General features: G+C 61.6%; 23 protein-coding genes, 1 tRNA gene and 1 pseudogene. 10 read left to right on the top strand and 15 right to left on the bottom strand.

Features of this window, described 5'->3' with window-relative positions:
• The first annotated feature begins 66 nt into the window (after nt 1-66).
• Nucleotides 67-783 carry an IS6 family transposase gene (locus tag H9L12_RS10125; protein ID WP_187541635.1) on the top strand — a complete coding sequence of 239 codons (717 nt, stop codon included), beginning with the start codon at nt 67-69 and terminating at the stop codon, nt 781-783.
• A 265-nt stretch (nt 784-1,048) separates the two neighbouring features.
• Nucleotides 1,049-1,621: a hypothetical protein gene (locus tag H9L12_RS10120; protein ID WP_187541634.1), complete on the top strand. Its 573-nt coding sequence runs from the start codon at nt 1,049-1,051 to the stop codon at nt 1,619-1,621.
• Nucleotides 1,622-1,983: 362 nt separating this feature from the next.
• Here the strand turns inward: H9L12_RS10120 and H9L12_RS10115 are convergent, their stop codons facing one another.
• Nucleotides 1,984-2,598, bottom strand: a complete 615-nt coding sequence (locus H9L12_RS10115; RefSeq protein WP_187541633.1) for a hypothetical protein — start codon at nt 2,596-2,598, stop codon at nt 1,984-1,986.
• 178 nt (nt 2,599-2,776) lie between these two features.
• Here H9L12_RS10115 and H9L12_RS10110 point away from each other — a divergent pair, with 178 nt between their 5' ends.
• The gene (locus tag H9L12_RS10110; protein WP_187541632.1) at nt 2,777-3,784 is read left to right on the top strand and encodes a DUF4268 domain-containing protein; all 1,008 of its coding nucleotides are present in this window, start codon (nt 2,777-2,779) and stop codon (nt 3,782-3,784) included.
• Here the strand turns inward: H9L12_RS10110 and H9L12_RS10105 are convergent.
• From H9L12_RS10105 to H9L12_RS10095, 3 genes are read right to left on the bottom strand one after another with little or no spacing between them, the layout of a single operon-like run.
• Nucleotides 3,781-4,479: an endonuclease III domain-containing protein gene (locus H9L12_RS10105; RefSeq protein WP_187541631.1), complete on the bottom strand. Its 699-nt coding sequence runs from the start codon at nt 4,477-4,479 to the stop codon at nt 3,781-3,783. The genes H9L12_RS10110 and H9L12_RS10105 overlap by 4 nt on opposite strands.
• The gene (locus H9L12_RS10100) at nt 4,466-5,659 is read right to left on the bottom strand and encodes an MvaI/BcnI family restriction endonuclease (RefSeq protein WP_187541630.1); all 1,194 of its coding nucleotides are present in this window, start codon (nt 5,657-5,659) and stop codon (nt 4,466-4,468) included. The genes H9L12_RS10105 and H9L12_RS10100 overlap by 14 nt, the downstream gene beginning before the upstream one ends.
• Nucleotides 5,643-7,013 carry a DNA cytosine methyltransferase gene (locus H9L12_RS10095; protein ID WP_187541629.1) on the bottom strand — a complete coding sequence of 457 codons (1,371 nt, stop codon included), beginning with the start codon at nt 7,011-7,013 and terminating at the stop codon, nt 5,643-5,645. The genes H9L12_RS10100 and H9L12_RS10095 overlap by 17 nt, the downstream gene beginning before the upstream one ends.
• A gap of 643 nt (nt 7,014-7,656) precedes the next feature.
• On the opposite strand from H9L12_RS10095, the gene H9L12_RS10090 reads away from it, so the two are divergent.
• A complete protein-coding gene (locus H9L12_RS10090; RefSeq protein ID WP_187541628.1) occupies nt 7,657-8,682 on the top strand; it encodes a pyrophosphatase in 1,026 nt (341 codons plus the stop codon).
• Between the two features lie 657 nt (nt 8,683-9,339).
• On the opposite strand, the gene H9L12_RS10085 is transcribed toward H9L12_RS10090, so the two are convergent.
• The 5 genes from H9L12_RS10085 to H9L12_RS10065 form a co-directional block, all read right to left on the bottom strand.
• Nucleotides 9,340-10,152: a thymidylate synthase family protein gene (locus tag H9L12_RS10085; RefSeq protein WP_187541627.1), complete on the bottom strand. Its 813-nt coding sequence runs from the start codon at nt 10,150-10,152 to the stop codon at nt 9,340-9,342.
• Nucleotides 10,153-10,156: 4 nt separating this feature from the next.
• Nucleotides 10,157-10,657: a C1 family peptidase gene (locus H9L12_RS10080; protein WP_187541626.1), complete on the bottom strand. Its 501-nt coding sequence runs from the start codon at nt 10,655-10,657 to the stop codon at nt 10,157-10,159.
• 100 nt (nt 10,658-10,757) lie between these two features.
• Nucleotides 10,758-11,801, bottom strand: a complete 1,044-nt coding sequence (locus H9L12_RS10075; protein ID WP_187541625.1) for a protease inhibitor I42 family protein — start codon at nt 11,799-11,801, stop codon at nt 10,758-10,760.
• The gene (locus H9L12_RS10070) at nt 11,798-12,145 is read right to left on the bottom strand and encodes a helix-turn-helix domain-containing protein (RefSeq protein WP_187541624.1); all 348 of its coding nucleotides are present in this window, start codon (nt 12,143-12,145) and stop codon (nt 11,798-11,800) included. The genes H9L12_RS10075 and H9L12_RS10070 overlap by 4 nt, the downstream gene beginning before the upstream one ends.
• Nucleotides 12,138-12,476: a hypothetical protein gene (locus H9L12_RS10065; RefSeq protein ID WP_187541623.1), complete on the bottom strand. Its 339-nt coding sequence runs from the start codon at nt 12,474-12,476 to the stop codon at nt 12,138-12,140. The genes H9L12_RS10070 and H9L12_RS10065 overlap by 8 nt, the downstream gene beginning before the upstream one ends.
• 469 nt (nt 12,477-12,945) lie before the next feature.
• Here H9L12_RS10065 and H9L12_RS14495 point away from each other — a divergent pair, with 469 nt between their 5' ends.
• The 3 genes from H9L12_RS14495 to H9L12_RS10050 are packed head-to-tail and all read left to right on the top strand — an operon-like array spanning nt 12,946 to nt 15,231.
• Nucleotides 12,946-13,224 carry a DUF3489 domain-containing protein gene (locus H9L12_RS14495; protein WP_425506777.1) on the top strand — a complete coding sequence of 93 codons (279 nt, stop codon included), beginning with the start codon at nt 12,946-12,948 and terminating at the stop codon, nt 13,222-13,224.
• Between the two features lie 31 nt (nt 13,225-13,255).
• The gene (locus tag H9L12_RS14490; RefSeq protein ID WP_187541621.1) at nt 13,256-13,660 is read left to right on the top strand and encodes a DUF2924 domain-containing protein; all 405 of its coding nucleotides are present in this window, start codon (nt 13,256-13,258) and stop codon (nt 13,658-13,660) included.
• Nucleotides 13,657-15,231, top strand: a complete 1,575-nt coding sequence (locus H9L12_RS10050; RefSeq protein ID WP_187541620.1) for a recombinase family protein — start codon at nt 13,657-13,659, stop codon at nt 15,229-15,231. Before H9L12_RS14490 ends, H9L12_RS10050 begins: the two co-directional genes overlap by 4 nt.
• A gap of 193 nt (nt 15,232-15,424) precedes the next feature.
• On the opposite strand, the gene H9L12_RS10045 is transcribed toward H9L12_RS10050, so the two are convergent.
• A tRNA-Thr gene (locus H9L12_RS10045) sits at nt 15,425-15,500 on the bottom strand.
• A 152-nt stretch (nt 15,501-15,652) separates the two neighbouring features.
• Between H9L12_RS10045 and H9L12_RS10040 the strand changes: the two genes are divergently transcribed.
• From H9L12_RS10040 to H9L12_RS10030, 3 genes are read left to right on the top strand one after another with little or no spacing between them, the layout of a single operon-like run.
• On the top strand, nt 15,653-16,999 hold the full coding sequence (locus H9L12_RS10040; RefSeq protein WP_187541619.1) for a PAS domain-containing protein: 1,347 nt from the start codon (nt 15,653-15,655) through the stop codon (nt 16,997-16,999).
• A 39-nt stretch (nt 17,000-17,038) separates the two neighbouring features.
• Nucleotides 17,039-21,670 (top strand): NAD-glutamate dehydrogenase, encoded by a 4,632-nt coding sequence (locus H9L12_RS10035; protein ID WP_187541618.1) that lies wholly within the window; start codon nt 17,039-17,041, stop codon nt 21,668-21,670.
• A gap of 8 nt (nt 21,671-21,678) precedes the next feature.
• Complete coding sequence (locus H9L12_RS10030) at nt 21,679-22,533, top strand: ATP-grasp domain-containing protein (RefSeq protein ID WP_187541617.1); 855 nt, start codon at nt 21,679-21,681, stop codon at nt 22,531-22,533.
• Here the strand turns inward: H9L12_RS10030 and H9L12_RS10025 are convergent.
• The 5 genes and pseudogenes from H9L12_RS10025 to H9L12_RS10005 all read right to left on the bottom strand — a co-directional run bounded on the left by H9L12_RS10025 (nt 22,501) and on the right by H9L12_RS10005 (nt 26,710).
• Entirely contained in the window at nt 22,501-22,743 is a 243-nt protein-coding gene (locus tag H9L12_RS10025; protein WP_187541616.1) for a ribbon-helix-helix domain-containing protein, read from the bottom strand. The two genes, H9L12_RS10030 and H9L12_RS10025, sit on opposite strands and share 33 nt — an antisense overlap.
• A gap of 73 nt (nt 22,744-22,816) precedes the next feature.
• Nucleotides 22,817-23,539, bottom strand: a complete 723-nt coding sequence (gene phbB / locus H9L12_RS10020; protein WP_187543253.1) for an acetoacetyl-CoA reductase — start codon at nt 23,537-23,539, stop codon at nt 22,817-22,819.
• A gap of 31 nt (nt 23,540-23,570) precedes the next feature.
• Nucleotides 23,571-24,580 (bottom strand): annotated as a pseudogene (hemH, locus tag H9L12_RS10015) (ferrochelatase).
• Nucleotides 24,577-25,242, bottom strand: a complete 666-nt coding sequence (locus H9L12_RS10010; protein ID WP_187541615.1) for a molybdopterin cofactor-binding domain-containing protein — start codon at nt 25,240-25,242, stop codon at nt 24,577-24,579. The pseudogene hemH and the gene H9L12_RS10010 overlap by 4 nt, the downstream one beginning before the upstream one ends.
• A gap of 214 nt (nt 25,243-25,456) precedes the next feature.
• Nucleotides 25,457-26,710, bottom strand: coding sequence for a molybdopterin cofactor-binding domain-containing protein (locus tag H9L12_RS10005; RefSeq protein ID WP_187541614.1), 1,254 nt, complete (start codon nt 26,708-26,710; stop codon nt 25,457-25,459).
• Between the last annotated feature and the right edge of the window lie 2 nt (nt 26,711-26,712).

Below are 26,712 nucleotides of genomic sequence, written 5' to 3'. Positions count from 1 at the left end.
CCGGTAAAAGGGGCCCTGTCAGACCAGATGCACCTCTGAGTAAGGATCGCAGGGTAGGGGCGCTTCATGCCTCGCCCCCGCAAACCTGCCAGCCCGTTCCGCTATTTCAACAGCTCGCCCGAGATCATCCGCCTGGCGGTGATGCTGTACGTCAAATACCCGCTTAGCTTGCGCAACGTCGAGGACCTGCTGGCCGAGCGCGGCATCGATGTCAGCTACGAGACCGTGCGCCACTGGTGGAACAGGTTCGGGCCGATGTTCGCCGCGGACATTCGCCGGCAGCGGGTGAGCGCGATGCGCGGGATGCGCCAGTGGCGCTGGCACCTCGACGAGATGTACGTAAAGGTGAACGGCGAGATGCGCTACCTGTGGCGCGCCGTCGATCATGAGGGCGAGATCCTCGAGAGCTTCGTTACCAGGGAGCGGGACAAGGGTGCAGCGCTGAAGTTCATGAAGAAGGCGCTCAAGCGCTACGGCTCACCGGAAGCCATCACCACCGATGGCCTGCGCTCCTACAAGGCAGCGATGACCGAGCTCGGCAACCGGGACAAACAGGAGGTCGGACGCTGGGCCAACAACCGCGTCGAGAACAGTCACCTCAGCTTCCGAAGACGGGAGCGATCGATGCTCAGGTTCCGACGAATGAAGACCTTGCAGAAGTTCGCATCCGTCCACGCCAACGTCCACAATCACTTCAACTCCGAACGTCACCTCGTCGATCGACAAACCTACAAGGCACTCCGCTCGGCCGCCTTGGACGAGTGGCGGCAGCTTGCCGGCTAAACCCGCGCCTCAAAGACCGAACTGCGCCCAATCGGAGAATTGTGCGACTTAGTCTGACAGCGCCATCGAACACTATGGCAAGGCGATCGAGGCGCACTCCAGCGAGTTTCGGAAACATTTCGAGTTCATCGAGATGGTCGAACATGAAAACGTGGTGGACCCCGTGCCGAAGGAGAACGAGAAGCATCACGAGAGATTCGTGAATGGCTTGAGGAAACGGACGAGGCGTCTCTGAAGTCAGGATGGGACTGGCCGGTGACCGAAAATGCGGGATGACATTCAAAGCCTTCGGGCGGAAAACCAAGAGCTGCGAGACCGTGTTCGATCGCTCGAGGAGCAGGTGCGTTTTCTCGGGCAGCACCGCACCTTGGCCGCCGGCATAACCGGAGAACAGCTAGTCGCGAATCTGGTCGGGGGACACCTCACGTCCCACGGCGCGCCGCACGACATCGAAGTTCGTGGAGAACTCGTAGAGGTCAAGTTCGCGAAATTGTCACGACCGAACCGCTCCGCGCCCACGCTCCGCTGGCAATGGCAGAAAATCTACGGCGAGCGCGGAGGGAAGGCCTACGATCACCTCCTGCTAGTCGGAGAAACGGATCCTCGATTTTCTAGCTTCTATCTCGATCCTGACTCGCCCTTCGTTTTCTTCCTCGTGCCGTTCGCCGAAGCCCGGCGCCTTTGCATCAAGGGCAACCCGCTCGGCATGACACTCAACTCGAACCCGGTAAGTGCCCGCGGGTCGTCGGTCGAGCTCTTCGAGAAATGGCAGGTAACCGCGAGTGAAATTGAGCGCCGATTCCGATTAGCTGGCGCCGAAAAATCGGTTCAAAGTTGACGAAGTCAGAGTCGAGCGGATTGCATCGACGCCCAACTGCGTAAGACGGAAGGCATCATTGCCCTGGGCCGTTCGGTCCACCGTGGCAAGGCCAGCACGCAGGATATCGCTCGAGGCGCCGTTCTCGATCACGCCGGCCGGCATTGGTAAGTGCCGAGGGACCAGTTCGCCGACTTCGAGCTTCACGTGCGACGCCGCCGCTGCTGCTGCCAACGCAGCGATGCTCCGAACCGTTGGAGATCTCGGAGATTGGTGTGGCGACAGGCTCTTTGTCACGAAGCGCATGCCCTTGATGGGGACGCTCTCCACTACAACGTCTTCGGGGAGGAACTGCGAGTAGAATTGCTCTATCTCTGGGCACGTCATTCCTGACCTCTCATCGTTGCAACGTCGGGATAAACGTCGACGATGTAGCGCGACAACGGATGACGCTTGGACAGCCCTAAGACGTGAAACGCGACCTGGTAGGCCGCTTCCCATGCTTCCGGCGTAGACGGGCCACCCATCTCGCGGTCGTTCAGGAAATTCACGAGGACAAGATAGGCGTCCACACCTCGCTCTCGTAGGAAACGGAGATGGGCTAGCCGGTTCGCGATCTGGTAGAAATGACGGCTCCAATCGGCATGGCCTTCGCGGGCGCCGAGCAACTGCGCACAGGCATTCAAGTTGTCGGTGATGCGGCGCCGCGAAGCTTGGCTGGCGCCCGTGGGAGGCGAGCACATTTCCCCGACGTGCGCCTTGGCTTCGACCAAGATGACTTGCCCTTTCGGGCCGACGCCAAGCGCGTCCCACTGCGGACCGCGCGATGGCCAGAAGTCGGCCAAGTCGGATCTCAGGTGCCCGAGATCAACGATGTCTAGAAACTCGCCGTCACGATACTCCGCGTAGTCATCGCCTGAGAGCGGCGAGCGCCACTGGACGTTTCCGCCAAGCTTGGCTTCGATCGGGTCCTCAAGCGAAGACCATCGGTCGTTCACCGAGAGCTGAATCCACTTGAGACTACCCCGACTCCCGGTTGGCTGCACGACTCTGGACATGGGAACAGCCTACTTTCAAATCCCGAGGTGTCGACAAGCAGATGTCAGCTGGTTGCTAATTCAGGTTGACCTCGCAAAGATGGCCATCGTGCGTTGAAGTAACGGGGGCGTAGGTTTGATGGTCGAAATCAGCTTAGGACGGCTTGCGAAGGTAGAGCTGCGCGATATCTGGGCGTCTGAGGCCACCTCTTTTACGCCTTGGCTGGCGCGCGAAGAGAATCTGGCAGTTCTCGCGGAGACCCTAGGCCTAGAACTGGAACTAGAGGCGCAGGAAAAGGCGGTAGGCCCGTTCCGAGCAGACATCCTTTGCAAGGAACTCGGCACCAACTCCTGGGTACTGGTAGAAAATCAGCTCGAGAGAACGGACCACTGTCATCTCGGCCAGCTCTTGACTTACGCCTCTGGCCTAGAGGCCGTCACCATCGTGTGGATTGCCGCCCGGTTCACCGAGGAGCATCGGTCTACGCTCGATTGGCTCAACAAGATCACGGATGACACGTTTCGCTTTTTTGGCCTCGAGGTGGAGCTCTGGCGCATCGGCGATTCACCCGCCGCTCCAAAGTTCAACATCGTTTCCAAGCCAAACAATTGGTCGCGATCCGTAGCGCAGGCCGCCCGAGCAATTGACGAGTCAGAGCTTTCCGAAACTCGCGTCCTTCAACGGGAATACTGGGAGCAGTTCCACCTTGAGCTCGATCGGCACAAAGGCCCGATTGCCGGCAACCGGAAGGCGCAACCGCAGTCTTGGATGACGTATCCCGTTGGCAGGAGCGGCTTCATGGTGAGTGCGGTGATGATCCGCCCAAAAAAGCAGGTGCGCGCAGAGCTCTACATTTCAAACGAACACGCGAAGTCGTTTTTCTATCAGCTTCGAAACCAGCAAGCCGACGTCGAGCGCGAGCTAGGATACGAGCTTCACTGGGACGAACTTCCAGACGCCCGCGACAAGCGAATCTCGATTGCCTTGAGCAACGTGGATCCGGAGGACCGTTCTGACTGGCAGAGGCAACACGCGTGGCTTGCCAAGCACGTGAATGATTTTCGAAAGGTGTTCGAAAAGCGCGTTCGACAACTTCGAAGCGAGGATTGGCAGGAGCCTGCCAGCAGCCTCGAGGAATCTGTCTAGCGATCAGCTACCGCCTGCTTCGTGCCAGCGAAATAGCTGCATCTGCGCCTAACTGGGCAGGTGGGACATTCGGGCTTTCGCGCCTTGCATGTCAGTGCTGCGAAATCGAGTATCGCCCAACTCCTGAACGCGGAGTCACGACCTCGGACAAACCACTTGGCCGCGTCTTGTAGCCACGGATCGTACCTGATGTCGGCCAAGCGTCGCGGCCGGACAAAGCGCTCGATGACGCGTGCCATGTTGACGTCGATGAGGGGCAATGACTGCCCGTGCTGGAATGTCAGAATGGCATTCGAAACATATTGGCCGACCGCAGGTATCTCGGAGTGTTCACTTTGGTGTTCCGGAAAGGACCCGTTCCTGTCCCGAGCGTACCTCGCAAGACCGATAAGGGCGACCGCCCGCCTCCGCCACAAGCCTAGCGGCTTCAAAAACTGTTCAAGATCCTCGACCTCTGCTGACGCGAGCTCTGACCAGCCAGAGTACTTTTCAAAAAACGCCCCGTAGAACCGCGACACGGCCGTAGCGGTCGTGCGTTGCAGGAGAACCTCGACCGCGATCTTTTCATACGTTGATACCCCATCGTCTCGCCAAGGGAAGGTGCGCCCATGCTCGCTGGCCCAATCAAGGAGATCCCTCGCGAGGCGACTGAGCTTTACCTTCTGGCCACGTGTGAGCGCGTCAGGCGAGGGCATAGGTCCGCGACGGGGGGAACAGGGCGCCAAGATTTGCGGGATGGATCTTGAACAAATATCCATGGTCTCGAGCCCGCGTCGGAGAGATTTTCGAGAGGGTGTAATCCATCGAAATGACACCTGCCTCGATTAGGGCCTCGAGGTTGCGAACCTTCGGCTGCTTGGTGTGCTCGACCTCGACATAGCAAAACTCCTCGTCCTCGCCCTTGCCGCGACACCGCGCACGGACCCAAAATGTCTCGGCATGCTTAGAGGCCAGGCGGTCGCGGAGAGCTTGCATTCTCCAGCTCACATCGTGCGTGATTACGGAGGTCACAGGATCGACGTGCACCTGCCGCAACAGGTCCGCCTCAGCTTCGATGTCGAGCTTTAGCCCCATCGAGTTCGGCCGCTTGCCATCCAGCTCATGGTACAGCTGTAGGCGCCCCTCCCGCTCGTAGCCCCGTCGCTCCAATAGGCCCATTGCTGACCTGACAGGGCTAAGCTTCCAGTCCGGCACCTGTGAGAACAGGCTCGACCTGTTGATGGTTCGGCCAACTCGCTTTGCCTTCAGCTCGATTCCCCGGAAATCGGGCAGTTGGCTCGAGTTCGCGGCAATCCCAAGAAGCGTCTCTAGCGTCATGCCAACGCCCGTGTCGCCTGGCCGCAACGTTTTCACGTAGCCGCGCTTAGCGACCTCACGCAGTAGCCCAAGGAGGTCTTCAACCGCCCCGGTATCGCTCTCTTCTGCTTTGTGTACGAGCCGTCCAAAGGGCGATGCTGGGTCCCCGATAGCTGCCCGAACCCGCGGGTTACTGAGGTTTGCAACGTAGAGCTCGTCACCGAGGACGACCAACGCGAGAAGGTTGAACGGATTTGCGTTTCTTCGTGTCGCCTCGCCTAGCCAGATCCGCGGATCACCTGACTTGGTCTGCGGGCGATAAAGCGAAACGCGAGTGCGCTCGAGGCCCGTCTCTGTCACGAAGAACGCGTCACGCACGACCTTCGCCTCGGGCCCCTGATCTTGCGAGGCGTAGTCGTGAAAACCTTTGTCCGAGAGGTAGTCCCGAGCTTCCTCGGTCGCGTCCATGATGGACTTGTCGAGCCCTGTCGGTGTTGGCACCAGAAGGGTGGCGTCAATGTCATGCCGGGTCAGGAGCTCAAGCGCGTCCTCGACTGGGAAATCACTTTTTGCCAGCATCTCCTAGCGCTTCCCCGAGGATGCGCTTGAAATGCTTTCCGACGCGTTCCGCGAGCCCCACCGGCACGGCGTTCCCGATTTGAGTGTATTTCGGGACCTCACGGTCAAAGATTCCTTCCCTCGGATTCCCGGCGCGACGAATGCCGCCGGTGGTGCGCTTACCTTCAAACCTGTACCAGTCGGGAAAGAGTTGCAATCTTGCCCACTCGCGCACCGTCAGCGTTCGTGGTTGAGAAAAATGCACGTAGTCATCTGGCATCGAGGTCGCCGTAATGTTGGGTGGGCGATTGCCCCAGGTCTTCAACAATACGCGCTGCGAGAACTTCTTGGTTTGAGCGTCGTCCGGGATCTCACCATTGTTCGCGAGCATATGCTTGAATTTTTGCACGATGCGCGGAGCGTGTTTCGAATACTCGTGGTCGGTCAGCTCGCCTTTCGACCTGTGCTCATGTGCTGGAGCCGGTACGCGCATGGCGCGTTGCTCCTCGGTCTTTGCGGGGTGCGGATACTTCAGTGTCGCGAATTTACCTGCAGGGTAGACGCTCTCCTCCAATGCCTTCTCGATCGCCGGGTCGACGAGATCTCCCAACAGGTCAATGAGGTCAGGGCACTCCGATGGTTCGCCAGCCGGCAAGAACCCGCACTTTACCGCGTCCTCCTCGTCGACGTCTGGCTTCAGCGTCTCGCTGTTCTTGAGGATGTCGTTCCGAATGCCGACGAGAAGAACGCGGGGACGGTTTTGTGGAACGCCGTAGTCGCCGGCCCGGACTAGTGACCAGCGCACCTCGTAACCAGGGATCGAACGAAATTCGCGCAGGACGTAAGGCCAAATCTTGTCATCGCCATCGCGCGTCCACTTTGAGTTCAACAGGCCCCTGACGTTCTCAAACAGGAAGATGCGCGGCCGTAGCCTCCGGATGATTGCCGCCATGCGCTGGTAAAGCTGGTTCGACGGTAGATCCTTCTTATCCACCGAATACGATCGCCGGTGTCCAATTCCCGAATAACCTTGGCAGGGCGGGCCGCCAGCGAGCAGGTCGAGCGTGCCCTGCCCGTTTCCAGCCGCTGCGGCCTTCGTGTCGGGCAGCTCCAGCCCCAGCGCGACTAGGTCATCGACCATTTGTTCGAGGCGCTCGCCCTGAAGTTCGTGGGCATCGTTGCAGCGAAGGTTTGGTTGGTCGGCGAACGGCTTGCCGCCAAGCACGTGGTGCCGATTGGCAAGGTAGGTCGCCATCGCGTGCTCGTTGAGCTCATTCACGAAGTACGGGGTAAAGCCGGCGTTCTCCATTCCCAACGACAGTCCACCGCATCCGGCGAATAGGTCGACCATCGTCAACCTTGCTGCATCACTCATGATCGTTACTGTTTCCTAGGGCTCGTGACTCGGCATGACCATGGCGACTTGTTATGCCGAAGTCCAGGGGGTTCGGCGGCTGCGATGCTTTTTCCCGCCTTGCCGGGGGCCAGCGCCGCACTTACGCTCTCGCGATGGCTGGGGGTTATCGCCGAGTATTGCTTACCGAAGACGTCCTCACTCGCAAGCCGGGAGCGCCGCCCGCTAACTCGACGAACCTAATCTTAGTGGGAATGGGATTGGTCGCCTTTTATTTCTACACCGAAAGCGAGAACCGGGCGGCAATACGACCAAGCGATTGGGATCGGTGTTGGACCTCTCAATGCCCGACAATTGCTAGTGACGCTGCAGAACGCCTTTTGGTTGCGCGAAGGGAATAGCGCCCAAGCTGGTTGCTATAGCCACGCCGAAGGCCGCGGCGTCAAACCAGACCGGGAATTGAGGCAGGCGTCGTAGAATAATCCCCTTAACCGTGATTGTGCGCTTCACAGGCTTCGAAGCAATGGATATTCACGCGGTTAAGAATGGCCGCCTCCCACACCATTGAGGAGTTCACGCTCCAAATCACGCGGACCGATCGCCGCCCTTCCTCCGACGCGCTTCGGATCGCCGTCTTGGGGTGTTTGGCGAGCTTGGTTCATTGATGAGCGAAATTAAGAAGGAAGTCAGGGAAGGACCTAGTTACATTTCGTTTCGCGACACGCTTGTCGAAGAAGCGGGCGATCTTCTTTGGTACTTCGGAGCTCTCGCGCACTCGTTGGCACGCCCATTGAGCGAATTGTTTTCGGCAGCACTTGGACGGCGGGTCGATGAGCGTACATCATTCACTGTGATTGCCAAATACGCTCAGTCAATCGAGTCCCTATCTGGTGACCCTTGGCTTCATGCCGGCGAGCACGCTGGCGCGCTTGCTTCCAACCTTGCGAATGTGGGCAATAATCCGCGCCTCTTCGATCTGGCTGCTGCTGCGCTGCGATCCACTCTTGCTGCATTCGCGTCGGCGGAAATTGGACTGGACCAGGCAATTGGTCATAACATTACAAAGAGCCTGTCTCGATTTCCGGTTAGCCGCAAACCGCTGCCCCTGTACGATGACAGGCCCGCTCCGGACGGAGGAACCATTAGCGCCGACGAGCGCATACCGAAGCACTTGCCGTTTGAATTCGACGAGGTTGAGGTTGGCGCTAAAAAATTCGTCGTCCAGAAAGTATTCACGATCAAAATCGGGGATCCCTTAACGGACAACATCGACGTTCAGGATGACTATCGATTTCACGACGTCTTTCACATTGCCTACGCCGCGATCCTTGGCTGGTCGCCGGTGCTGCGCGCTTTGCTGAAGGTAAAGCGTAAGAGCCACCCAATCTTAGACGAGAATCAGGATGGAGCGCGTGCGATCCTGATTGAAGAAGGGATCTCAACCTTCGTGTTCAATCACGCCAAGCCGCATTTATTTGCTGGCGCTACGGGTGTCGATTACCGGCTGCTTTCTACGATCAAGGAATTTGTCCGTGGCTATGAGGTCGACGATCAGCCATTGTGGGCTTGGGAAAGGGCGATTCTCCGGGGCTACGAGGTGTTTCGTCAATTGACGACTGAGCGGCGTGGGCGCGTCACGATGGACTTGGTCCAGCGCGACATTTTCTTTGAAGGTTTGGGTGAGCGGTGAGCTGGGAAGCGGACTTTGTCGTACACCTGTCGGAGACGCAGCTGAGCAACGTCTTCAATCCCTACGCTGATCGATGTGAGGTGTTCGACCTAGAGAATGCACCAGCAATCCGCAGGCGTAATCTAGCCGCGGTTTTGCACGCGAGGCATGAAAACACGATCGAGAGCATTTGGTTCGGAAGGGACCTAGGCTACCGGGGAGGACGTCGCACCGGGCTAGCGTTGACGGACGAAGTTACCATGTTGGCCGCTGTCCCAACTCCAAAGGATGGAATTGCCATCGCGAGGGCAACGCGTGGGAGGCGGTCAAGGAACGAACTGCCGCCGTTATCTGGTCGGTCATTATGCGGCTTAAGACCACACCGCTGCTTTGGAATGCCTTTCCATTTCATCCTCACCAACCAGAAAATCCGTTCACCAATCGCGCTCATACCGTGAAAGAGCGGGAAGCGACGGCCTGGGCGATCCATGCACTTGTGGAGAGGTTTGGGAGACCGCGCCTAATTGCTGTAGGAAACGATGCCTCCCAAGCCCTCAGTAATCTGGGATTTGAGCATGAGGCAGTTCGGCACCCGAGTTACGGTGGGCAGCGCGAATTCATTTCGTCTATGGAAAAGCTTCACGGCCTATTACCCAACGAAGCTGGGACGACATTGTTCTAAACTGCGGCCAGGGCGTCTTTGCAGGTCTGTAACATCGCGCGGGTTTGTGCGGCTGAACGCCCAGTACCCGAAAGGTCCAATACCGCTTCAGAGGCGACAATTGTCATCGGTCCCGATGGCGCACCGGATTCCTTGGCAACATATGCTTGCAGCCTTGCCAGTCCGATTAAGTTGCCCAGTGCACGTGCTATGTACCAGTGCGATCGATAGAAGGCGGTGAGGCGCAGCTCTCCCGATCCGTCAATCTTGAAAGACACGTGGCTCAAACACGGGCCTCCAATTTGATAGGCCCCATCGTGATGAGGATCATACGTGGCCAAGTCCAGCGACGGCTCATCAAGGGACAACTCGTAATGCGTGGTTGTCTTGCCGTTTCCCTCGACACGGCGCTTCACTTTCTCAACAAGTCGAACGAGCGGATTTAGAAGACCGCCATCCTTTTGCATTGCCGAGCCATCGTCATTGTGGCGGCGCACCATTCTTTCAAAGTAGGTTCCCCATTGTTTTTTGACCTTTGGGTAGATTGCATCAAGGTAGTAGTCGGAGAACGCCGCTGGCCCTTGGCTCAGGTAGGTATCGAGCGGAAAGATGGTGTTAGCGACCGTCTCGGTGGAGTGCAGTCCGTGCGCAAGTGCAAACGAATTGAACTCTCGGATAACCGTCTTGTCTGCCGGCTGCAGACTGAATGGTTCTGTAACCGAATAGACTAAGTTATAAGCTCGATTTCCATTATTTTCCAAGGCGGTTACCGCCTGAAGCCAAGAACGCGCGACTGTTGGCTGATCATCGAGGGCAAGGGAATTGCGCATAATTCTACGTAAGTCTTATGATGCCCGGCGACCGAAGTGCAAGATAATTGGCAGAAGCCCACGCGTGACCATCTCTTCCCCAACCTGGCCCCCACGAGTTTTTCAGCCTAAAATAACACTTGCCGCTCGTTGTGCGAAACCCAGAAATGATGAGCGCATGGCAAGCCTGAACGGGAAGCGCATCAGTTACTTCTAATGGCATGTCATTCGTCACACGGAAAAATTCCAAGCCGATGTTGAGAACGACGCCTATCGGCATGCCGGCTCGCACAAGCGCTTCAATTAATGGTGCGTCGAATTTTTCGAAATAGCCTTTTCGAGTAAAATACTTGGCTGTCGTATTTACACTAGCTGGCGAATTGTAGGGCCAATCGGTCTCGGTCGTCTGACCCTCTGTGTCGAGCGCGGCGAGACAACCGTTAACTGACATCGCTTCGCTGACAGGCAGCCCAGAAATATAAGCGGCCGCCCGATGCAGTGACTCTGGAGAAAGCAAGTCAGCCATCGCAAGTCTGCTACGATGGACATCGCTCAACGCAAACGAAAGGCATGTTGGTCGACTGCCTTGATCGCGCGCAGAACCCAGGTCGATTAGTATTTCGGGATCAATGGGCGTCGAGGCCACGTATTCCTCGACTTTGCTTAATCAAACGTGCCCGATTTGCACGGGACAAACCCTGTTCAGGCTCAAATACGGTAATCGAGTAAGACGCTCGCTCGATTGGCTCGTTCTCCCAAGGGCGCAAATGGTCGAATACCAATTGAGCAGTACCTGACTCGCATGCCTTGAATAGAAAGCTTCGCACGCTGGGACCACCAACTAGGTCAATCTCCAAGGCCGTACCGTCCTCGATTTGGGCTAGTTGAGACGCTTGTTTGGCCAACTCCCACAAAAATCCGGCGCCTGCCTTCTGTTCAAGGCTAATCGTCACGGTGTCGCCAATCGTAACCGCCAAATCAGACGCAGCGTCTGCCTGAGACAGATTCCAGGCATCAGCACGGGTATCCGCAACTGGCGGCTCGTGCTTTAGGTCGGCTTTGAGTTTCTTCGGCTTCACATTAAGCAAACGCGTGCGATCATCGGACCCGATGATTTTATGGCGCTCCAAAGCCCAAACCGTTGCTTGGAAACTTGTGCCGCACCGAAGGGCCAGCTGATATGCAACTTCGGCCTTTCCGAGATCGCTCCGAGACCACTCCTGCTTACGTGCGTGATGCGCAATCAGCCACGTCGGGAGCAAGAACGCGCCGGCAAATGCATCTGCCTCGATCTCCTGAAGATACGATGCGAAGCCGCCTCTCTTTGGTGCTGACAGATTAAATGCAGCGCGTCGAAGGACTTCCGGACTATCCAGGCTCGGCTCGTGATTCAGTATCGCATGACCCAATTCATGAGCGGCCGTGAATCTTTGGACGGATTGAGGTCGCTGTGTGCTGATCAGCGCACCCGGCTGAACGCCGCGAATGTAAGCGCCGAGCAAGCCTTGCAGTGGCTTGAATAGCACCCGAACATCCAACCATGCCAAGGCATCAAAAACATCTACCCGCTCACGCGTCTCAAAAAGACGGGGGCGAGCATCAAGAATTTGAAGAATTCGTTCAGCTTCTCTCGTACCCTTTAGCCGGGCACGCCGGACTTCCAGATTCAAGCTGCGGCGCTCTGCGACCGCGAACGAAGATACGCTGCGAAGCGCTGGAGTTCTCCGATGTCCTGCTCAGACAAGGTTTCAGCTGCTCGCGCCAAGAAGTCAGTCCGTTCCGATGCCTCCTTCGCTGAAACATCTCCAGTGAAGAATTCCAAGCTTCGGCCGACTACTTTCGCAATCTCCGTTAGGAGCGCAGCACTCACCGGCGACTGAGCATCTTCGATTGCCTGTAGCTCCGCTGAAGTGAGGCTCAGCATCTCGGAGAACTCTTCTGGGTTGAGTTCGAGATACTCTCGGGCTTCCCTGATGCGTGCGGCAATCTTGCCATCTGTCTGGTTGCTAGGCATGCTGCTTTTCCTGTTTATCCCGCTCTTTATCAAAGAGAGCCTTCACCTGCGGAACCAGGTGGGCCTTCATCTCGTCGAAATCATCATAACCACCTTCTTTGATGACTGATTCCGGGATTTCGATTTTCACGACTTCCTGCAATGTGATTAGTGCCCGGACAGCACGGTGCGAATCGATCTCTACCTCTGGTTTCATAATGTCTGGCTGGGCCGGAGGATCGTCAGGCAGTGCTGCATCCTCTTTCTCCTTTGCCCACCAGTCATCTAGCGCGGCGATCACATCATCCAGCGGAAAGGCCGCTAGCAGTACCTTTTGCGGGTCCAAGTCCATACAGGCTCCTTTCGACCAAGGTGCCTCATTCTGAGAGGAATGACAAGTATGTTCTCTATTTGTTCGCAAATCTAACAAGCTAGAATCTACGTAGAAGGCCCCGCTTTCGTGATCGCGCAGCTTCCAGTCGCTTCAAAGGGGGCAAGTGGTGACCGAAATGGTGACTGTGGAGACCAAGATGGAGACCAAGCCACAGGCTGACCGCTATATCGGCCATTATAAACGGCTAGATTCTGGGAAAAAGACGGCGGACGCAAGAGGGCTCGAACCTAGGACCCGCTGAATAAGAGTTCGGCGTGGCAATGGCAGCTTGCGAGCATTGGGTAGGAGAGGCCTAACGTCGGCAACTGGCGCAAAGCGGACATTCGGCGCCTTCCATTTTCTACTGGACTACCGCGCCACGCCGAGCATTGCTGGTCCTCCTAAACGCGTAACGCCGCTTGAACCTGAGGTTCAGCGGCTTGGGTCAGTGCAAAGGTGCAGTTCCGCACCAGTCGCAAGGAGACCCACCGTGCCAACCTCAACAAAACCTCGGACAAAGTCAGCAACAGTCGCACGCCTCCTCTCACGCAAGAAGGGCGCAACTCTCCACGAAATTGCCAAGGCGACCCAGTGGAAACCGCACAGCTGCCGCGCCTTCCTCACCGCCATGCGCAAGAAAGAACGCGTGCTGCGGGAGGAGCGCCCCGACGGAACAACCAGCTACCGCATTGGTCGGGAGAGCGCCCCGGAGCCGACGAGTGAGTAGCTTCGAGCGAAAGCCGAGGGAACTAGAGAGCATGACTCCGGCACAACTCCGGGCAGAGTGGAGAAAGTGCTGGCGGAAACCGGCGCCGGAGATCGGCCCAGACCTCCTGCGTCGAGGAATCGCGTGGAAGAGACAGTCCCGCATCCATGGAGATCTCCCACCGCACGCGCGGCGGGAGATCGAGGCGGTCCTCAAGCGCCTGAGTGCCGGCAAGTCTGCGGTCGATAACGAGCGCATCTCACTCAGACCCGGGACCAGACTGGTCCGCGAATGGCACGGTACGATGCACCAGGTAGTGGTCCTCGAAAACGGGTACGAACATCAAGGTCGCTACTACAGCAGCCTTACTCAGGTGGCCTCGGCTATAACGGGCGCCCACTGGTCGGGACCGCGATTCTTCGATCTCAAGGCTCGTAAAGCGCCGCGAAAGCGATGACGACGAAGCGCTGTGCCATTTACGCGCGCAAGTCGACCGACGAAGGGCTGGAGCAGGCGTTCAACAGTCTCGATGCGCAGCGGGAAGCCTGTGCGGCCTACATCCTTAGTCAGGCTCATGAAGGCTGGGAACAGATCCACGAGCACTATGACGATGGCGGCTGGTCGGGCGGCAACATGGACCGACCGGGACTGAAACAACTGCTCGCGGACGTGGCCCGCGACAAGGTCGATGTGATTGTCGTCTACAAGGTAGACAGGCTCACGCGCAGCCTCGCCGATTTTGCCCGGATCGTGGACACACTCGACAAGGCCGGTGCCTCCTTCGTGAGCGTGACGCAGGCGTTCAATACGACCAACAGCATGGGCAGGCTGACGCTTAACGTGCTTCTTTCGTTCGCGCAGTTCGAGCGGGAGGTCACCAGCGAGCGTATTCGCGACAAGATCGCGGCTTCGAAGAAGAAGGGCATTTGGATGGGCGGCCCGGTGCCGCTTGGATATCGGCTGGGCAACCGCAAGCTGCTCATGGACGACGATGAGGCGGAGATCGTCCGCTCGATCTTCCGGCGCTACTCAGAGCTGCGGTCAGTGACGAAGCTAGCCGAAGAGCTGGCGCAACAGAACGTCAGGACGAAGGTTCGGCAGTACAGTAACGGACGGATCGCCGGCGGTGTGCACTTTCAGCGGGGTTCACTGTCCCAGCTGCTGCAGAACCCGATCTATGCAGGGAAGGTGCCCTACCGGGCCGAGCTGTACGATGGCGAGCATGACGGCATCATCGCGGAGCGAGACTGGGCCGAAGTTCAGCAAATCCTTGCTTCCAATCGCCATGATCGAAAACTTGGGAAGCAGACGCGATACCCCAGTCTGCTAACCGGAATGATCAGCGACCCTGAGGGACGGCCGATGACACCCGTGTCCACCCACAAAGGGAGCAGGCGACACCGTTACTATGTTACGAGATTGAGGCCAGGCGAGGACAAGCAGCATGCCTGGCGAGTGCCGGCAAACGAGCTCGACAGTGCCGCGATGGCTGCAGTCTGTGACTGGCTCAGGTCGCATGAACGTCCCTGCCAACCGGGGAAGCTGATGTCTGACCGCGAGCTTGCCGACGAACTCCCTGACTTCTCAATTCCTACGCAACGCAAGGTCCTGATTGAACGTGGAGTGAAAGTACAACTCGGAGAGATGGAGCTGTGCCTCAGTATCGCTGACGAAGCTCAGACCGTGATCCGCCTGCCGGTTCGGACTGTCCGTCGAGGAACCGAGCTGAAAGTGGTTCTGGAGAGTGGCGATCGCCAGCGAGCCCCGGACCCGGTTCTTCTCAAGCTGGTCGCGCTGGCCATGAGCGCACGCAAGTCGCTCTTCTCGAGCAAAACAGATCAGATGACCTCCCACTACAGCAAGCGGCACCTTTGGCAGCTTCTCCGTATCAGCTTCCTCGCTCCCGACATTGTCACCGCCATTGTCGAAGGACGACAGCCGCCGTCACTCACAGGTCGGCGACTGCTACGCGTCACCGACCTACCACTGGATTGGCCAGGTCAGCGCCGCATTCTCGGCTTCAGCTAGGACCAGAACTGCATCTGGTGGCTGCAAAAGAGGCCACTAGAGAATGGCACCTGTTCCCGGGCTATTCGCCGCGCCAGAATGGTCTCTGTGCGAAGACGATCCGAACCGCGGACTCACATGTCGCGGAAACCACGCAATAGATTGTGCCACCTGAGGCACCTCGCGGTGCCAGTCTGCGAATTTGCAAAGAGGGTGGTGCCGCTTACAGGACTCGAACCTGTGACCCCCTCATTACGAATGAGGTGCTCTACCAACTGAGCTAAAGCGGCCCTGCCGGCCGTGGGCCGGGTGCGGGCACGCCCCTACACGTCCGCTGTTTCCGCGACAAGCCCGTCCGGCGCCAACAAATAGGGTTAACGGTTTGGCAAGGCTTCCCACGCAAAATGGGGCGAAATCGGAGTTTTCCGGGGGCCAGTGGTTGATGGACAGTTATCGTGATCATTCCGGCGCGTTCGATGCGCCCACTGCCGAACCGGCGGTGGCGGATGAAGTGACGGTGGCGATCGGCTCCGACGAGCGGCGGATGCACGTGCGCGCCTATAATTACTGGTGCTCGCTCCTCCACGGCCGCGACTATCCGTCGATCGAGGACCTCGATCCCAACGGGCTCCAGGATTTCAGCCAGCACTCGGTGCTGCTCGACTTCACGTCGGGCCAGGCCAATCCGGCGACGTCCTATATCGGCACCGCGATCCGCGAGGAATGCGGGCTTGCCGAGCAGGGTATCAAGTCGATCGCCGACGTGCCCAGCCGATCGCTGCTCTCGCGCCTCACCGATCATTATATGCAGATCATCGCCAACCGCGCGCCGGTCGGGTTCGAAGCCGAATTCGTGAATCAGCGCGGCCACTCGATCTGCTACCGCGGCATCCTGATGCCGTTCAGCAGCGACGGCGACACCATCGATTTCATCTACGGCGTCATCAACTGGAAAGATTCGGGCGAGGCCGACCAGGTCAGTGAGGTGATCCGCCCGGCGCTGCCGCCGCTCGATCTCGAGGAAGAAGTCGACGAGGAAAGCGATCCAGCCGCCGAGCCGGAGCACCTCGTGGACGAGGTCCCCGCCACGCCGCACATGGTTTGGGAGAACGGGCCGCTCCACGACGACGAGGCGGTGACGAGCCCAATCGCTGACGATGCCGGCCTCGCCGACCGCCTCAGCGCTGCTCGCGAAAGTGCCGAGGTTTGCAAGGCGCAGGACGGACGCAGCCGCGTCGCGCTCTATCGCGCGCTGGCGATGGCCTACGATTTTGCCGTCGCCGCCCGCCGCGTGCCGGACGATTATGCCGAGATCCTCGACGATGCCGGCGTGAAAGCGCAAGCCCGCGCGCCGATGACCCCTATCGTCAAGCTCGTCTTCGGCGTCGATTACGACAAGGCGCGCCTGACCGAGTTCGCCGCCGCCCTGTCGAATGCCGAACGCAACCAGGTCGACTTCGGCGGTTTCGAGAAATTCCTTGAAGGGCCGATGGTGGTCTCAAGGGCCTCGTGGCCGCCGAGCGCAAGGCGCGCCGTCCCCAGGAAACAGTGGTCGACAAGGCCGACTTGGGCCGCGACAAGTTGCGCGGTGCAGCGCCGATCGCGCTGGCCAACCTGGCGACCAACGAAGAATTCGCGTTGGTCATCACCCGCCGCAACGCCGACGGGATTCACGAGGCAGTGGCGCTGGTCAACGATCCGGCGACGCTCGAGAAACTGCTGCGCCGCGCCGCCTGACCCGCGACCGGATCGACCAACGGCTGTTGCCTTGCCAGGGGTTCGGGACTAGGCCCCGCGCCATCGCGAGACCCTTGCGGAGCATGCATACATGACAGGCCAGAAGCGCGCGGCAGCGTCACTCCATGACGCCTTGCAGAAAGCGCTGTTGAGCAACGCCCTACCCGGTGAACTGGACGATTTTTCTCCACAGGACCAGGACGAGGCAGCCCGCTTCGTCGCTGAAGTCGCCGAGAATCGCGACCCGGGCGAGATCGCTCTCAAGCTCCTGTCGACCGGCGGCGAAGCCGGCCACCGCCGCATGCGGCTCGCGGTCGTCAACGACGATATGCCGTTCCTGGTCGACAGCGTTGCCGGCGCCATCGCCGCGCGCGGCCTGACCATTCACCGCCTGCTCCACCCGATCGTTCGGGTCGAGCGGTCGAAGGGCGGTGCGCTGAAATCGCTCGACGGAGAGACCGTCGAATCGATGATCTACATCGAACTCGACCGGGCCGACGCTCGCACTCGCCAGGAACTGGTGGCCGAACTGAAGGATGTCCTGACCGACGTCCGCTTCGCCGTCGCCGACTGGAAGGCGATGGTCGCCGACATGGCGTCCGACGCTCGCGCGATCGGTGAGGAAAGCCCCGAAGGTGCAGCACTGCTCGACTGGCTGGCCGACGACAATTTCACCTTGCTTGGTCACGCCGTCGTCCGGAAGGACGGCAAGTTCCGTGACTGCCAGGGCATCCTTCGCCGCGATTCCTTGCTGTGGGACGAATCCCTGGCGGAACGTGCGATTGCCGACATGGATCGCACCCGCCGTGCGCTTCTCCTGCTCAAGGCCGACCGGGTCTCGCCCGTCCATCGCCGCGTCCCGCTCGATGTCGTCGTCGTTCGCCGGGGTGTGGACGAACTGTCCGTTCACGTCGGCCTGTGGACCAGCGCCGCCATGCGCGCTCCTGCGGAAGAAGTTCCCATCCTCCGCCAGCGTCTCGCCGCGCTCGATCGCGAATTCGGCTTCTCACCGTCGAGCCACGGCGCCAAGGCGCTGGCTCACGCCGTATCGACGCTTCCGCACGATCTGATGATCGCTGTCGATTTCGAAGATTTGCGCGCGGCGTCGACCACCGCGATGTCGCTCGCCGACCGTCCGCGGCCGACGTTGCTGCTGTTGTCCTCGACGCTCGAACGGCACCTTTACGCGTTCGTCTGGCTGCCGCGCGACGAGCTCACGACCTCCCGCCGCCTGGAAATCGCGAGCCTGCTCAGTGACGCCACGGGCGCACCGATCACCAGCTGGTCGGTCGAACTCGGCGACGGCGATCTTGCGCTCATCCGGTTCACCATGCGCAGCGGCCCCGGCTTCAAGACCCCCGACGTTGGTGCGATCGACGCGCGCCTGGTCGAGATGGTCCGGGGCTGGGCCCCGGCGGTGGAAGCCGAACTGGCGAACCGCGTCGGCACCGGCCGTGCGACCCGACTGGCGTTCACTTACCTCGATGCGATACCGAGCGCCTATCGGTCAGCGATCCGGCCGGCCGAGGCAGCCGAGGATATCCTGCGCCTGGCAGGTCTCGATAATGAGCCCGGCGATCGCCGTACGGTCCGTCTCTACCGCGGCAGCACCAACGTCGCTGGCCAGCTGCATTTGAATACCTATCGCAAGGCGGCGCTGATCCCGCTCAGCGAAATGGTGCCGGTGCTCGAGAATTTCGGTTTCCGGGTGATTGACGAGCTTCCGACGCAGCTTGGCAAGGGCCTCGGCTTCATCCACGACTTCCAGCTCGAGTTTCCCGCCGGCGCGGACGAGGAGGGCATCCTCGAAAATGCCGAGGTGGTTGAAAACGCCATCGCATCGGTGCTTGGCCGCGAGGCCGAAGACGACCTGTTCAATCAGTTGTTGCTGTACGCAGGGCTGGATGCGCAGGCCGTGATCTTGCTCCGCGCATGGTTCCGGTACCTTCGCCAGACCGGCGTGGCCTATGGCCTCGGTACGGTGGTCGATGCGTTGCGGCGCGCGCCCAAGGCGACGATTGCCCTCATCGAACTGTTCCGTGCGGCCCACGACCCGTCGCGCAATGGCGGCAGCGGCGCGGCGATTGCGCGCAGTGCCGCCGCCTTCGACGAGGCGCTGTCCGACGTCCGTGGCATCGACGACGACCGCATCCTTCGCCTGATGCGTTCGGTCGTCGATGCAACGCTTCGCACCAATGCCTTCTCGCCCGCGGCGCGCGAGGCGCTGGCGTTCAAGTTCGATTCCAAGCTGATCCCGGGCCTTCCGGCGCCGATCCCCTATCGCGAGATCTGGGTCTATTCGCCGCGGGTCGAGGGCATCCATTTGCGCGGGGGCCCGATCGCTCGCGGTGGCCTCCGCTGGTCCGACCGGCGCGACGACTTCCGGACCGAGATCCTCGGGCTGATGAAGGCGCAGCTGGTCAAGAACGCCGTGATCGTGCCGACCGGCGCGAAGGGCGGATTTTACCCGAAGCAGTTGCCGAACGCCGTCACCGATCGCGACGCCTGGCTGGCCGAAGGCACGGAGAGCTACCGCATCTTCATCCGCTCTTTGCTGTCGGTCACCGACAACATCGTCGATGACAAGGTGGTGCACCCTGAAAAGGTCGTCATCCACGACGGCGACGATCCCTACTTCGTGGTCGCCGCCGACAAGGGTACCGCGTCGTTCAGCGACGTTGCCAACGCGATCGCGCTGGACCGCAACTTCTGGCTGGGCGATGCCTTCGCCTCGGGCGGGTCGAACGGCTACGACCACAAGGCGATGGGCATCACCGCGAAGGGCGCGTGGATTTCGGTCCAGCGGCACTTCCTCGAAATGGGCGTCAACGTCCAGGTCGACCCGGTCCGCGTTGCCGGTTGCGGCGACATGTCGGGTGACGTGTTCGGCAACGGTATGCTGTTGTCCAAGGCGATCCAGCTGGTCGCGGCCTTCGACCATCGCCACATCTTTATCGATCCCAATCCAGATCCGGCCAAAAGCTGGACCGAGCGCAAGCGCATGTTCGAACTGCCGCGGTCCAGTTGGGACGATTATGATCGCAAGCTGCTGTCGAAGGGCGGGATGATCATCCCACGCTCGCAGAAGTCGATCACGCTGACGCCGCAGGCGCAGGAGGCGCTCGGCCTTGACGTCGCCGAAACCGACCCGACGTCGCTGATCACCGCGATCCTGAAGGCGCCGGTCGACCTGCTGTGGTTCGGCGGCATCGGCACCTACATCAAGTCGTCGGCGCAAAGCCATGCGCAGGTCGGCGATCCGGCCAACGACTCGCTGCGCATCGACGGTCGCGACGTGGCCGCCAAGGTCATTGGCGAAGGCGCCAACCTTGCCATTACCCAGGCCGGCCGGATCGAATTCGCGGCGATGGGTGGGCGGATCAACACCGACTTCATCGACAATTCGGCGGGCGTCGACTGCTCGGATAACGAGGTCAACATCAAGATCCCGCTGAATCGCGAGATGCGCGAAGGGCGGCTGACGGAGGCGAAGCGCAACGTCCTTCTCGCCAAGATGACCGACGACGTCGCGAAACTGGTGCTGGAAGACAACCGGCTGCAGAGCCTCGCCCTCTCGATCGCCGAGGCACAGGGCGCCAAGGGCCTGCCGGGCTTCGTGCGCACCATCGAGATGCTGGAAGGCAGCGGCCGGCTCGACCGGAAGGTGGAGGGCCTGGAAGGGTCCGACGCGCTTCTTCGCCGCGCGGTCGACCAGCGCGGGCTGACCCGGCCGGAGCTCGCCGTCGTCCTGTCGATGGCCAAGCTGACGCTGCAGGGCGCGGCAGAAGAACTGAAGCTCGCCGACGAACCGGTGATGGAAGCCGAACTGCTCGCCGCTTTCCCCGACGATATGGTCAAGGCACATGGCGACGCGATCCGCGCCCACCGGCTGCGCCACCAGATCATCGCCACGAAGGTCGCCAACCGCATCGTCAACCGCCTCGGGCCGAGCGTCGCGCTCGACCTGACCGAGGAGGAGGGCGTCGGCCTGCCCGGCGTCGTCGCGGCGTTCCTCGTCGCGGAACGGCTGCTGGACATGCCGATCCTGTGGCAGCGGATCGAACGGGCGAGCATTCCGGAAACGGCGCGCATCGAACTGTTCGCCGCCGCCGCCCGGTCGATGCGCGCGCATCTGGGCGACATCATCCGCGCCGCCGCCGGCGAAACGAGCGTTTCGAAGATCCTCGAAGTGCTGGCGCCGGGTCTCGACCGGATTTCCGACCGGACCGACGCGCTGATCCGCGCCGAAGTTCGCGGCGAAGCGGCCGCTCGTCGCGACGCCTATGAAAAGCTCGGGGCCGACAAGCCGGTGGTGGATGCGCTGGTGCGGCTTTACGAGCTCGACGGTGCGTTCGGCGTGGTCGCGCTCGGCGCGGCCAAGGATTTCGACATTTTCACCCTGACACGTGCCTATACGCGTCTCGGCGAGGTGCTCGGCCTCGACTGGGCGCAGCAACAGACGGCGCGGTTCACCCCGACCGACCAGTGGGAGCGGCTGTTGACCGCCGGACTCACCCGCGACTTCGAGCAACTCCGCATCGAATTCCTGGGCCGGACGCGTAGCGGCGATCCGGACGAAAGCGTCGAACGCTGGGTCGAGCGCAATCCGCGCCGCATCGCCCAATTCCGGGCGCTGATCGACCGGGCACGCCTGTCGGGCAACGTCAGCGCGGCGATGCTCGCGCAGATTTCGGGCCAGGCACGAATCCTGCTCGCGCGCTAGGAACTACGGTGCGGGTCTGCTTGCTGGTTCCGGCGCCCGACTATCCGGAACGCTGGGATTGGGCCTACGGCAACCAGGCCGAGGCGCTGCGCCGTGTCGACCTCGTCGTCGAGCCGCGACCTTGGACCGAACCGGGCGATGTGTCTGCCTTCGACCTGATCCTGCCGTTGGTCGCCTGGGGCTACAACCTCGAGTTCACGCGATGGATGGCGCTGCTCGACCAGGCGGAGCGCGAGCAGTGGCGGCTGGTCAATCCGGCACCGCTGCTCCGCTGGAACAGTGACAAGACATACCTCGCCGAGCTGGGTGAGCGAGGCATTCCGACGGTCGATACCGTTGCCGTAGATCGCCTGGATGATCCCGACCTTGCCGCCGCCCGCTCGCGGTTCGCGACGGACGAACTGATCGTCAAACCACCAATCTCGGCCGGCGCGCACGGCACGTACCGGCTGGGAATGAATGACGTCGTCCCGGACGATGTCGCGGGCACGCGAATGTTGGTCCAGCCGTTCGAGCGCTCGATCGAAGGCACTGGTGAATGGTCGCTGCTAATGTTCGACGGCGTGCTCAGTCACGCGATCATCAAGCGGCCAAAGCCCGGCGACTTCCGGGTGCAGCCACATCTCGGCGGCTTCGACGAGCCATGCGAAGCGCCGGCAGGCTCGGTCGAGCTCGCCCGAGCGGCGCTTGCCGCGGCGCCGGCCCGGGCAACCTACGCGCGCGTCGACATCATCCGAAGTGGCGATGGCGCCCTGAAAATCATGGAGCTGGAACTGATCGAGCCGGCGCTGTTCCTTCACCACAGCGCCGATCGCGGCGCCGCCTTCGCCTCAGCTGTCCGGGACGCCGCGGCGCAGCCATAACCACTGCCGCAGCGTGGACGTCAGGTTGGGGGGGCCGCCCGGCGTGTGCAGTCGCTCCGCGTCGATCCTGGCGATCAATGCATTGAGCGGAAGCGACTCCGCCCGCGCCGCCTCTTCCAACGCTGTCCAGAACATCGGCTCCAGACTGATCGACGTTTCATGCCCGGCAATGGTGACGGAACGCTTGGTCGGCTTGCCGTATTCGGTCATTGCGCCACCCTAAAGCAAGACGGCCCGGAAAACTCCGGGCCGTCGGACGAACGATTTTCGATGGGCGGGACCATCAATACATATGCTGCCCACCGTTGATCGAAAGCGTCGATCCGGTGACGAAACCGGCCTCTTCGCCGACCAGGAACGTCACACCGCGCGCGATCTCGCTGGCCTTGCCCAGCCGGTTGACCGGGATCTTGGCGATGATCTTGCCCAGCACTTCTTCCGGCACTGCGGCGACCATGTCGGTGTCGATGTAGCCCGGCGCGATGGCATTGACGGTCACGCCGTTGCGCGCGCCTTCCTGCGCCAGGGCCTTGGTGAAACCGTGAATGCCCGACTTGGCGGCGGCGTAATTCACCTGGCCGTACTGGCCAGCCTGGCCGTTGATCGAACCGATGTTGACGATGCGGCCGTAACCGCGGGATTGCATCCCTTCGAACACCGCCTTGGCCATGTTGAAGCAACCGCCGAGGTTGGTGTCGATAACCTCCTGCCACTTCTGATGATCCATCCGCTTCATCGTCGTATCGCGGGTGATGCCGGCGTTGTTGACGAGGACGTCGACGGGGCCGAGCTCGGCCTCAATCTGCTTCACGCCCTGCTGGCAGGCGTCATAGTCGCTGACGTCCCACTTATAGGCCTTTATGCCGGTCCGCTCGGTGAATTCCCGGGCGCGCTCGTCATTGCCGGCGTAATTCGCGGCGACCGTCATTCCCTCGTCCCTCAGCGCCATGCTGATCGCCTCGCCGATCCCGCGCGTACCGCCGGTCACGATCGCCACTCGTCCCATCATTCCTCTCCTTATCTTTTCTTATCCCGGATTAAGTCGACTCCATCCAACCGGCAAGTTCACGCCGAACGAGCGCTTCGACCATCCGCATCCCGGTGTCGCCGTCGTTGAGGCAGTCGAGCCGCGCGAAGTGCGTACCGCCCGCAGCGAGGAAGTCCTCGCGTCCGCGGATGCCAAGTTCTTCCAGCGTTTCCAGACAGTCGGCCGAGAAGCCCGGTGCGGCGATGGCGACTGTCCGGACGCCCCCGGCCGGATAGCCGCGAAGCACGACGTCAGTGGCCGGTTCCAGCCATTTCGCCCGTCCGAAGCGCGACTGGAAGGCGATGTCCACCGGCCGTCCCATCGCTTCGCCGAGCAGGCGGGCGGTCTTCTGGCAATTGCAATGGTAGGGGTCGCCAAGCGTCAGCGTCCGCTGTGGCATGCCGTGGAAGCTGAGCAGCAGCCGGTCGGGCTTGAAATCGAGGGCCTCGATCTGCCGCTCGAGATCCTCCTTCAACGCCCCGATGTAGAGGGATCGTCGTAATATGGCGGGAGGGTCCGAAGGGCAGGCTGCCATCGCTTCGCCGCAACCGCCGCGAACAACGCGTCGTTGGCACTCGCCGTCGTCGCCGCGCAATATTGCGGGTAAAGCGGCGCCGCGAGAATTCGCGTTGCGCCCGCCGCCAACAGCCGGTCCAGCGCGGCCGCGACCGACGGGTTGCCGTATCGCATCGCCCAATCGACGACGATCTCCTCACCCAGTCGCTGCTGGAGAGACTTGGCCTGCCGCGCGGTTATTGCGGCGAGCGGAGAGCCGTCTTCCGTCCAAACCTGCTGGTAGGCATGGGCGCTCTTGGCCGGCCGGGTGCGGAGGATGATCCCGTGAAGAATCGGCTTCCACGCGATCGGCGGGATCTCGACGACGCGCGGGTCGGACAGGAATTGCGCCAGGTAGCGGCGAACGGCGCCCGCTTCCGGCGCGTCGGGCGTGCCGAGGTTGAGCAGCAGGACGCCAATGCGCGGCGTTGGAATCGCGGGGTGGTCGGATGGCTTGTCGATCATGCCGGGCTCATCGGGTCGAACGGCAGCCGGCGCAAGCGCTGTCCCGTTGCGGCGTAAATGGCGTTGCCGACCGCAGCGGCCAACACCAGCGATCCGAGGCCGCTGACCCCGCCCGGCGCCTCTCGGCTGTCGATGACCTGGACCTCGACCTTGGGAACGTCGCGCAGCGAATCCAGGCCGAGCGCGGCGAGGGGGCGGGCACGAACGACGCCCGCAATGATTTCGGGCGCCGGGCCAGCGGCGTTGACCAGCGCGTGCAGTAGTCCGCCCTCGACCTGTTGCCGCACCAGTTCCGGGTTCACCGCGCGGCCGCAATCGACCGCCGCGGACAACTTGCCGACCTTGACCCGCTGGTCGGGGCCGATGGTCGCTTCGGCAAGCAGGCCGATATGGCTGCCATATGCCGAGGCGCAGGCGATCCCCATCGCGCTTCCGCGGCCGCCACCGTCCCAGCCGCCGAGCGCACCGGCCGCCATCATGGCGCCAGCCAGGCGCGGCTGCCCGCCCAGCATGCTGATCCGGTAGGCCAGCGGCTCGATCCCGCGCGAACGGGCCAGTTCGTCGATGAAACTCTCGGTGGCGAAGGTCGCCAGGGACTCGACATCGCCGCGCAAGTATCCGCAATCGATCGGCAGTCGCGCGGTCGCGCTTTCGATGCGCATTGCCGGACGGCGTAGGGAGGAACCGATCCCCGCGGCGCGAAGTCCGGCATCGCCGAACCATCCGCCCGGGCCAGCGCGGCGTCGATTCCCGGGGCTCCGACCAGGATGGCGTGCCAACTGTCGAGGCCACCGGCGGGATTGGGCAGCGCACTCATCCGGGCCAGCAGCGGCGGTCGTGGGCGATCCTGGTTCTGCGCGGCGGCCGCCGGAAAGGTCAGCGCGACCGGCCGGTTGGCTGCCTTGGCAAGAGCGACCACGATCGCCACCCCCTCGGCCTCGATCGCCCGGCCGCCCGTATCACCCGCCGCCATCGGGAAGAAGCTGACCGATCCTTCTCCAATGCCGGCCGCGCGCGCCGCGGCAGCGCGGGCGACACCGGGGCAAGGCCCGGCGCCCACACTTCCACCCCGCCGCTGATGAACCGCGCAACGGCCGCGGGCGGTTCCAGCGAGAGATGCACCGCCGGCGCGGAGATATAGGTCGCGGCAATGGGACGAAGGCCGTCGGTCGCCGAGTCATAATCGCCCTGTTCGGCGAAGCTTTTAAACTTGCCCTGCTTCAGCGTGGCGTGAAGCGCGGCTTCGATCGTCGGCGTGTCGGCGTTGGTCGGGCCGGTGAACTGGGGGCCGGCGCGCTTCAGGGCCTGTTCGGCCGCCCACCATGTCGGCCCGATGGCCGCCAGCCAGTGGTCGTTCACGATGAGCTTGATGTCAGGCCGTTCCGCCGCCGCCCGGTCGAAGGCGCGCAGACGGCCGCGGGGCGGCGCCATGCGGATTGACGCGAACACCATATTGGGCAGCCGGACATCGCCGGCGAAACGCCAGCTGCCGCTCGCCTTGGCGTTGAGGTCCAATCGCCGTAGCGGCTGTCCCGACAGGCCGCCGCTGCGCACCGGTCGCAGCGGCGTGTCCGTCATCGGCCCGATCCGTGCCGCGCGTTCGACGAGCGCACCGAAGCCAAGCCGGCGTCCGCCATGACGGACCTCACCTCGGAAAGTGTCGCACTCGTGGGCCGCAACGTCCCATGTCTCCGCTGCGGCCGCGCACAGCAGCGCACGTGCGCTCGCTGCCGCCTTGCGAATTGGGGCTTCGAAAGCGCGGATCGAGGTCGATCCCGCGGTCAGCCGCATCGCCCGGCCCCATTCCCCTTCCGCCAGCGCGTTGTCGTAGCCGGGGGTCACCGGAGCGGGCTCGACCGACACCAGCTCCCAGTCGGCGCCCAGTTCGTCGGCGGCAACCTGGGCTAGGCCGGTCCAGATGCCCTGCCCGGTTTCGGCTTGCGGCACCGCCAGGACAACGCGTCCATCGTTACCAATTCGAAGATACGAGCCGAACACTTCCTCGCCCTCGCGCGCCGCACGGAGCGGCGAGCCCGGGCTTCGTGGCCACAACGCAAAGGCGATGACGAGGCCCGCGACGGCGCCGCCGCCGACCAGCAGGCCGCGTCGATCGACGGCGGGCAATGCCATCG

Source organism: Sphingomonas rhizophila, assembly GCF_014396585.1.
GTDB classification, from domain to species: Bacteria; Pseudomonadota; Alphaproteobacteria; order Sphingomonadales; family Sphingomonadaceae; genus Sphingomicrobium; species Sphingomicrobium rhizophilum.
This window is presented reverse-complemented; position numbering and strand designations above follow the sequence as displayed.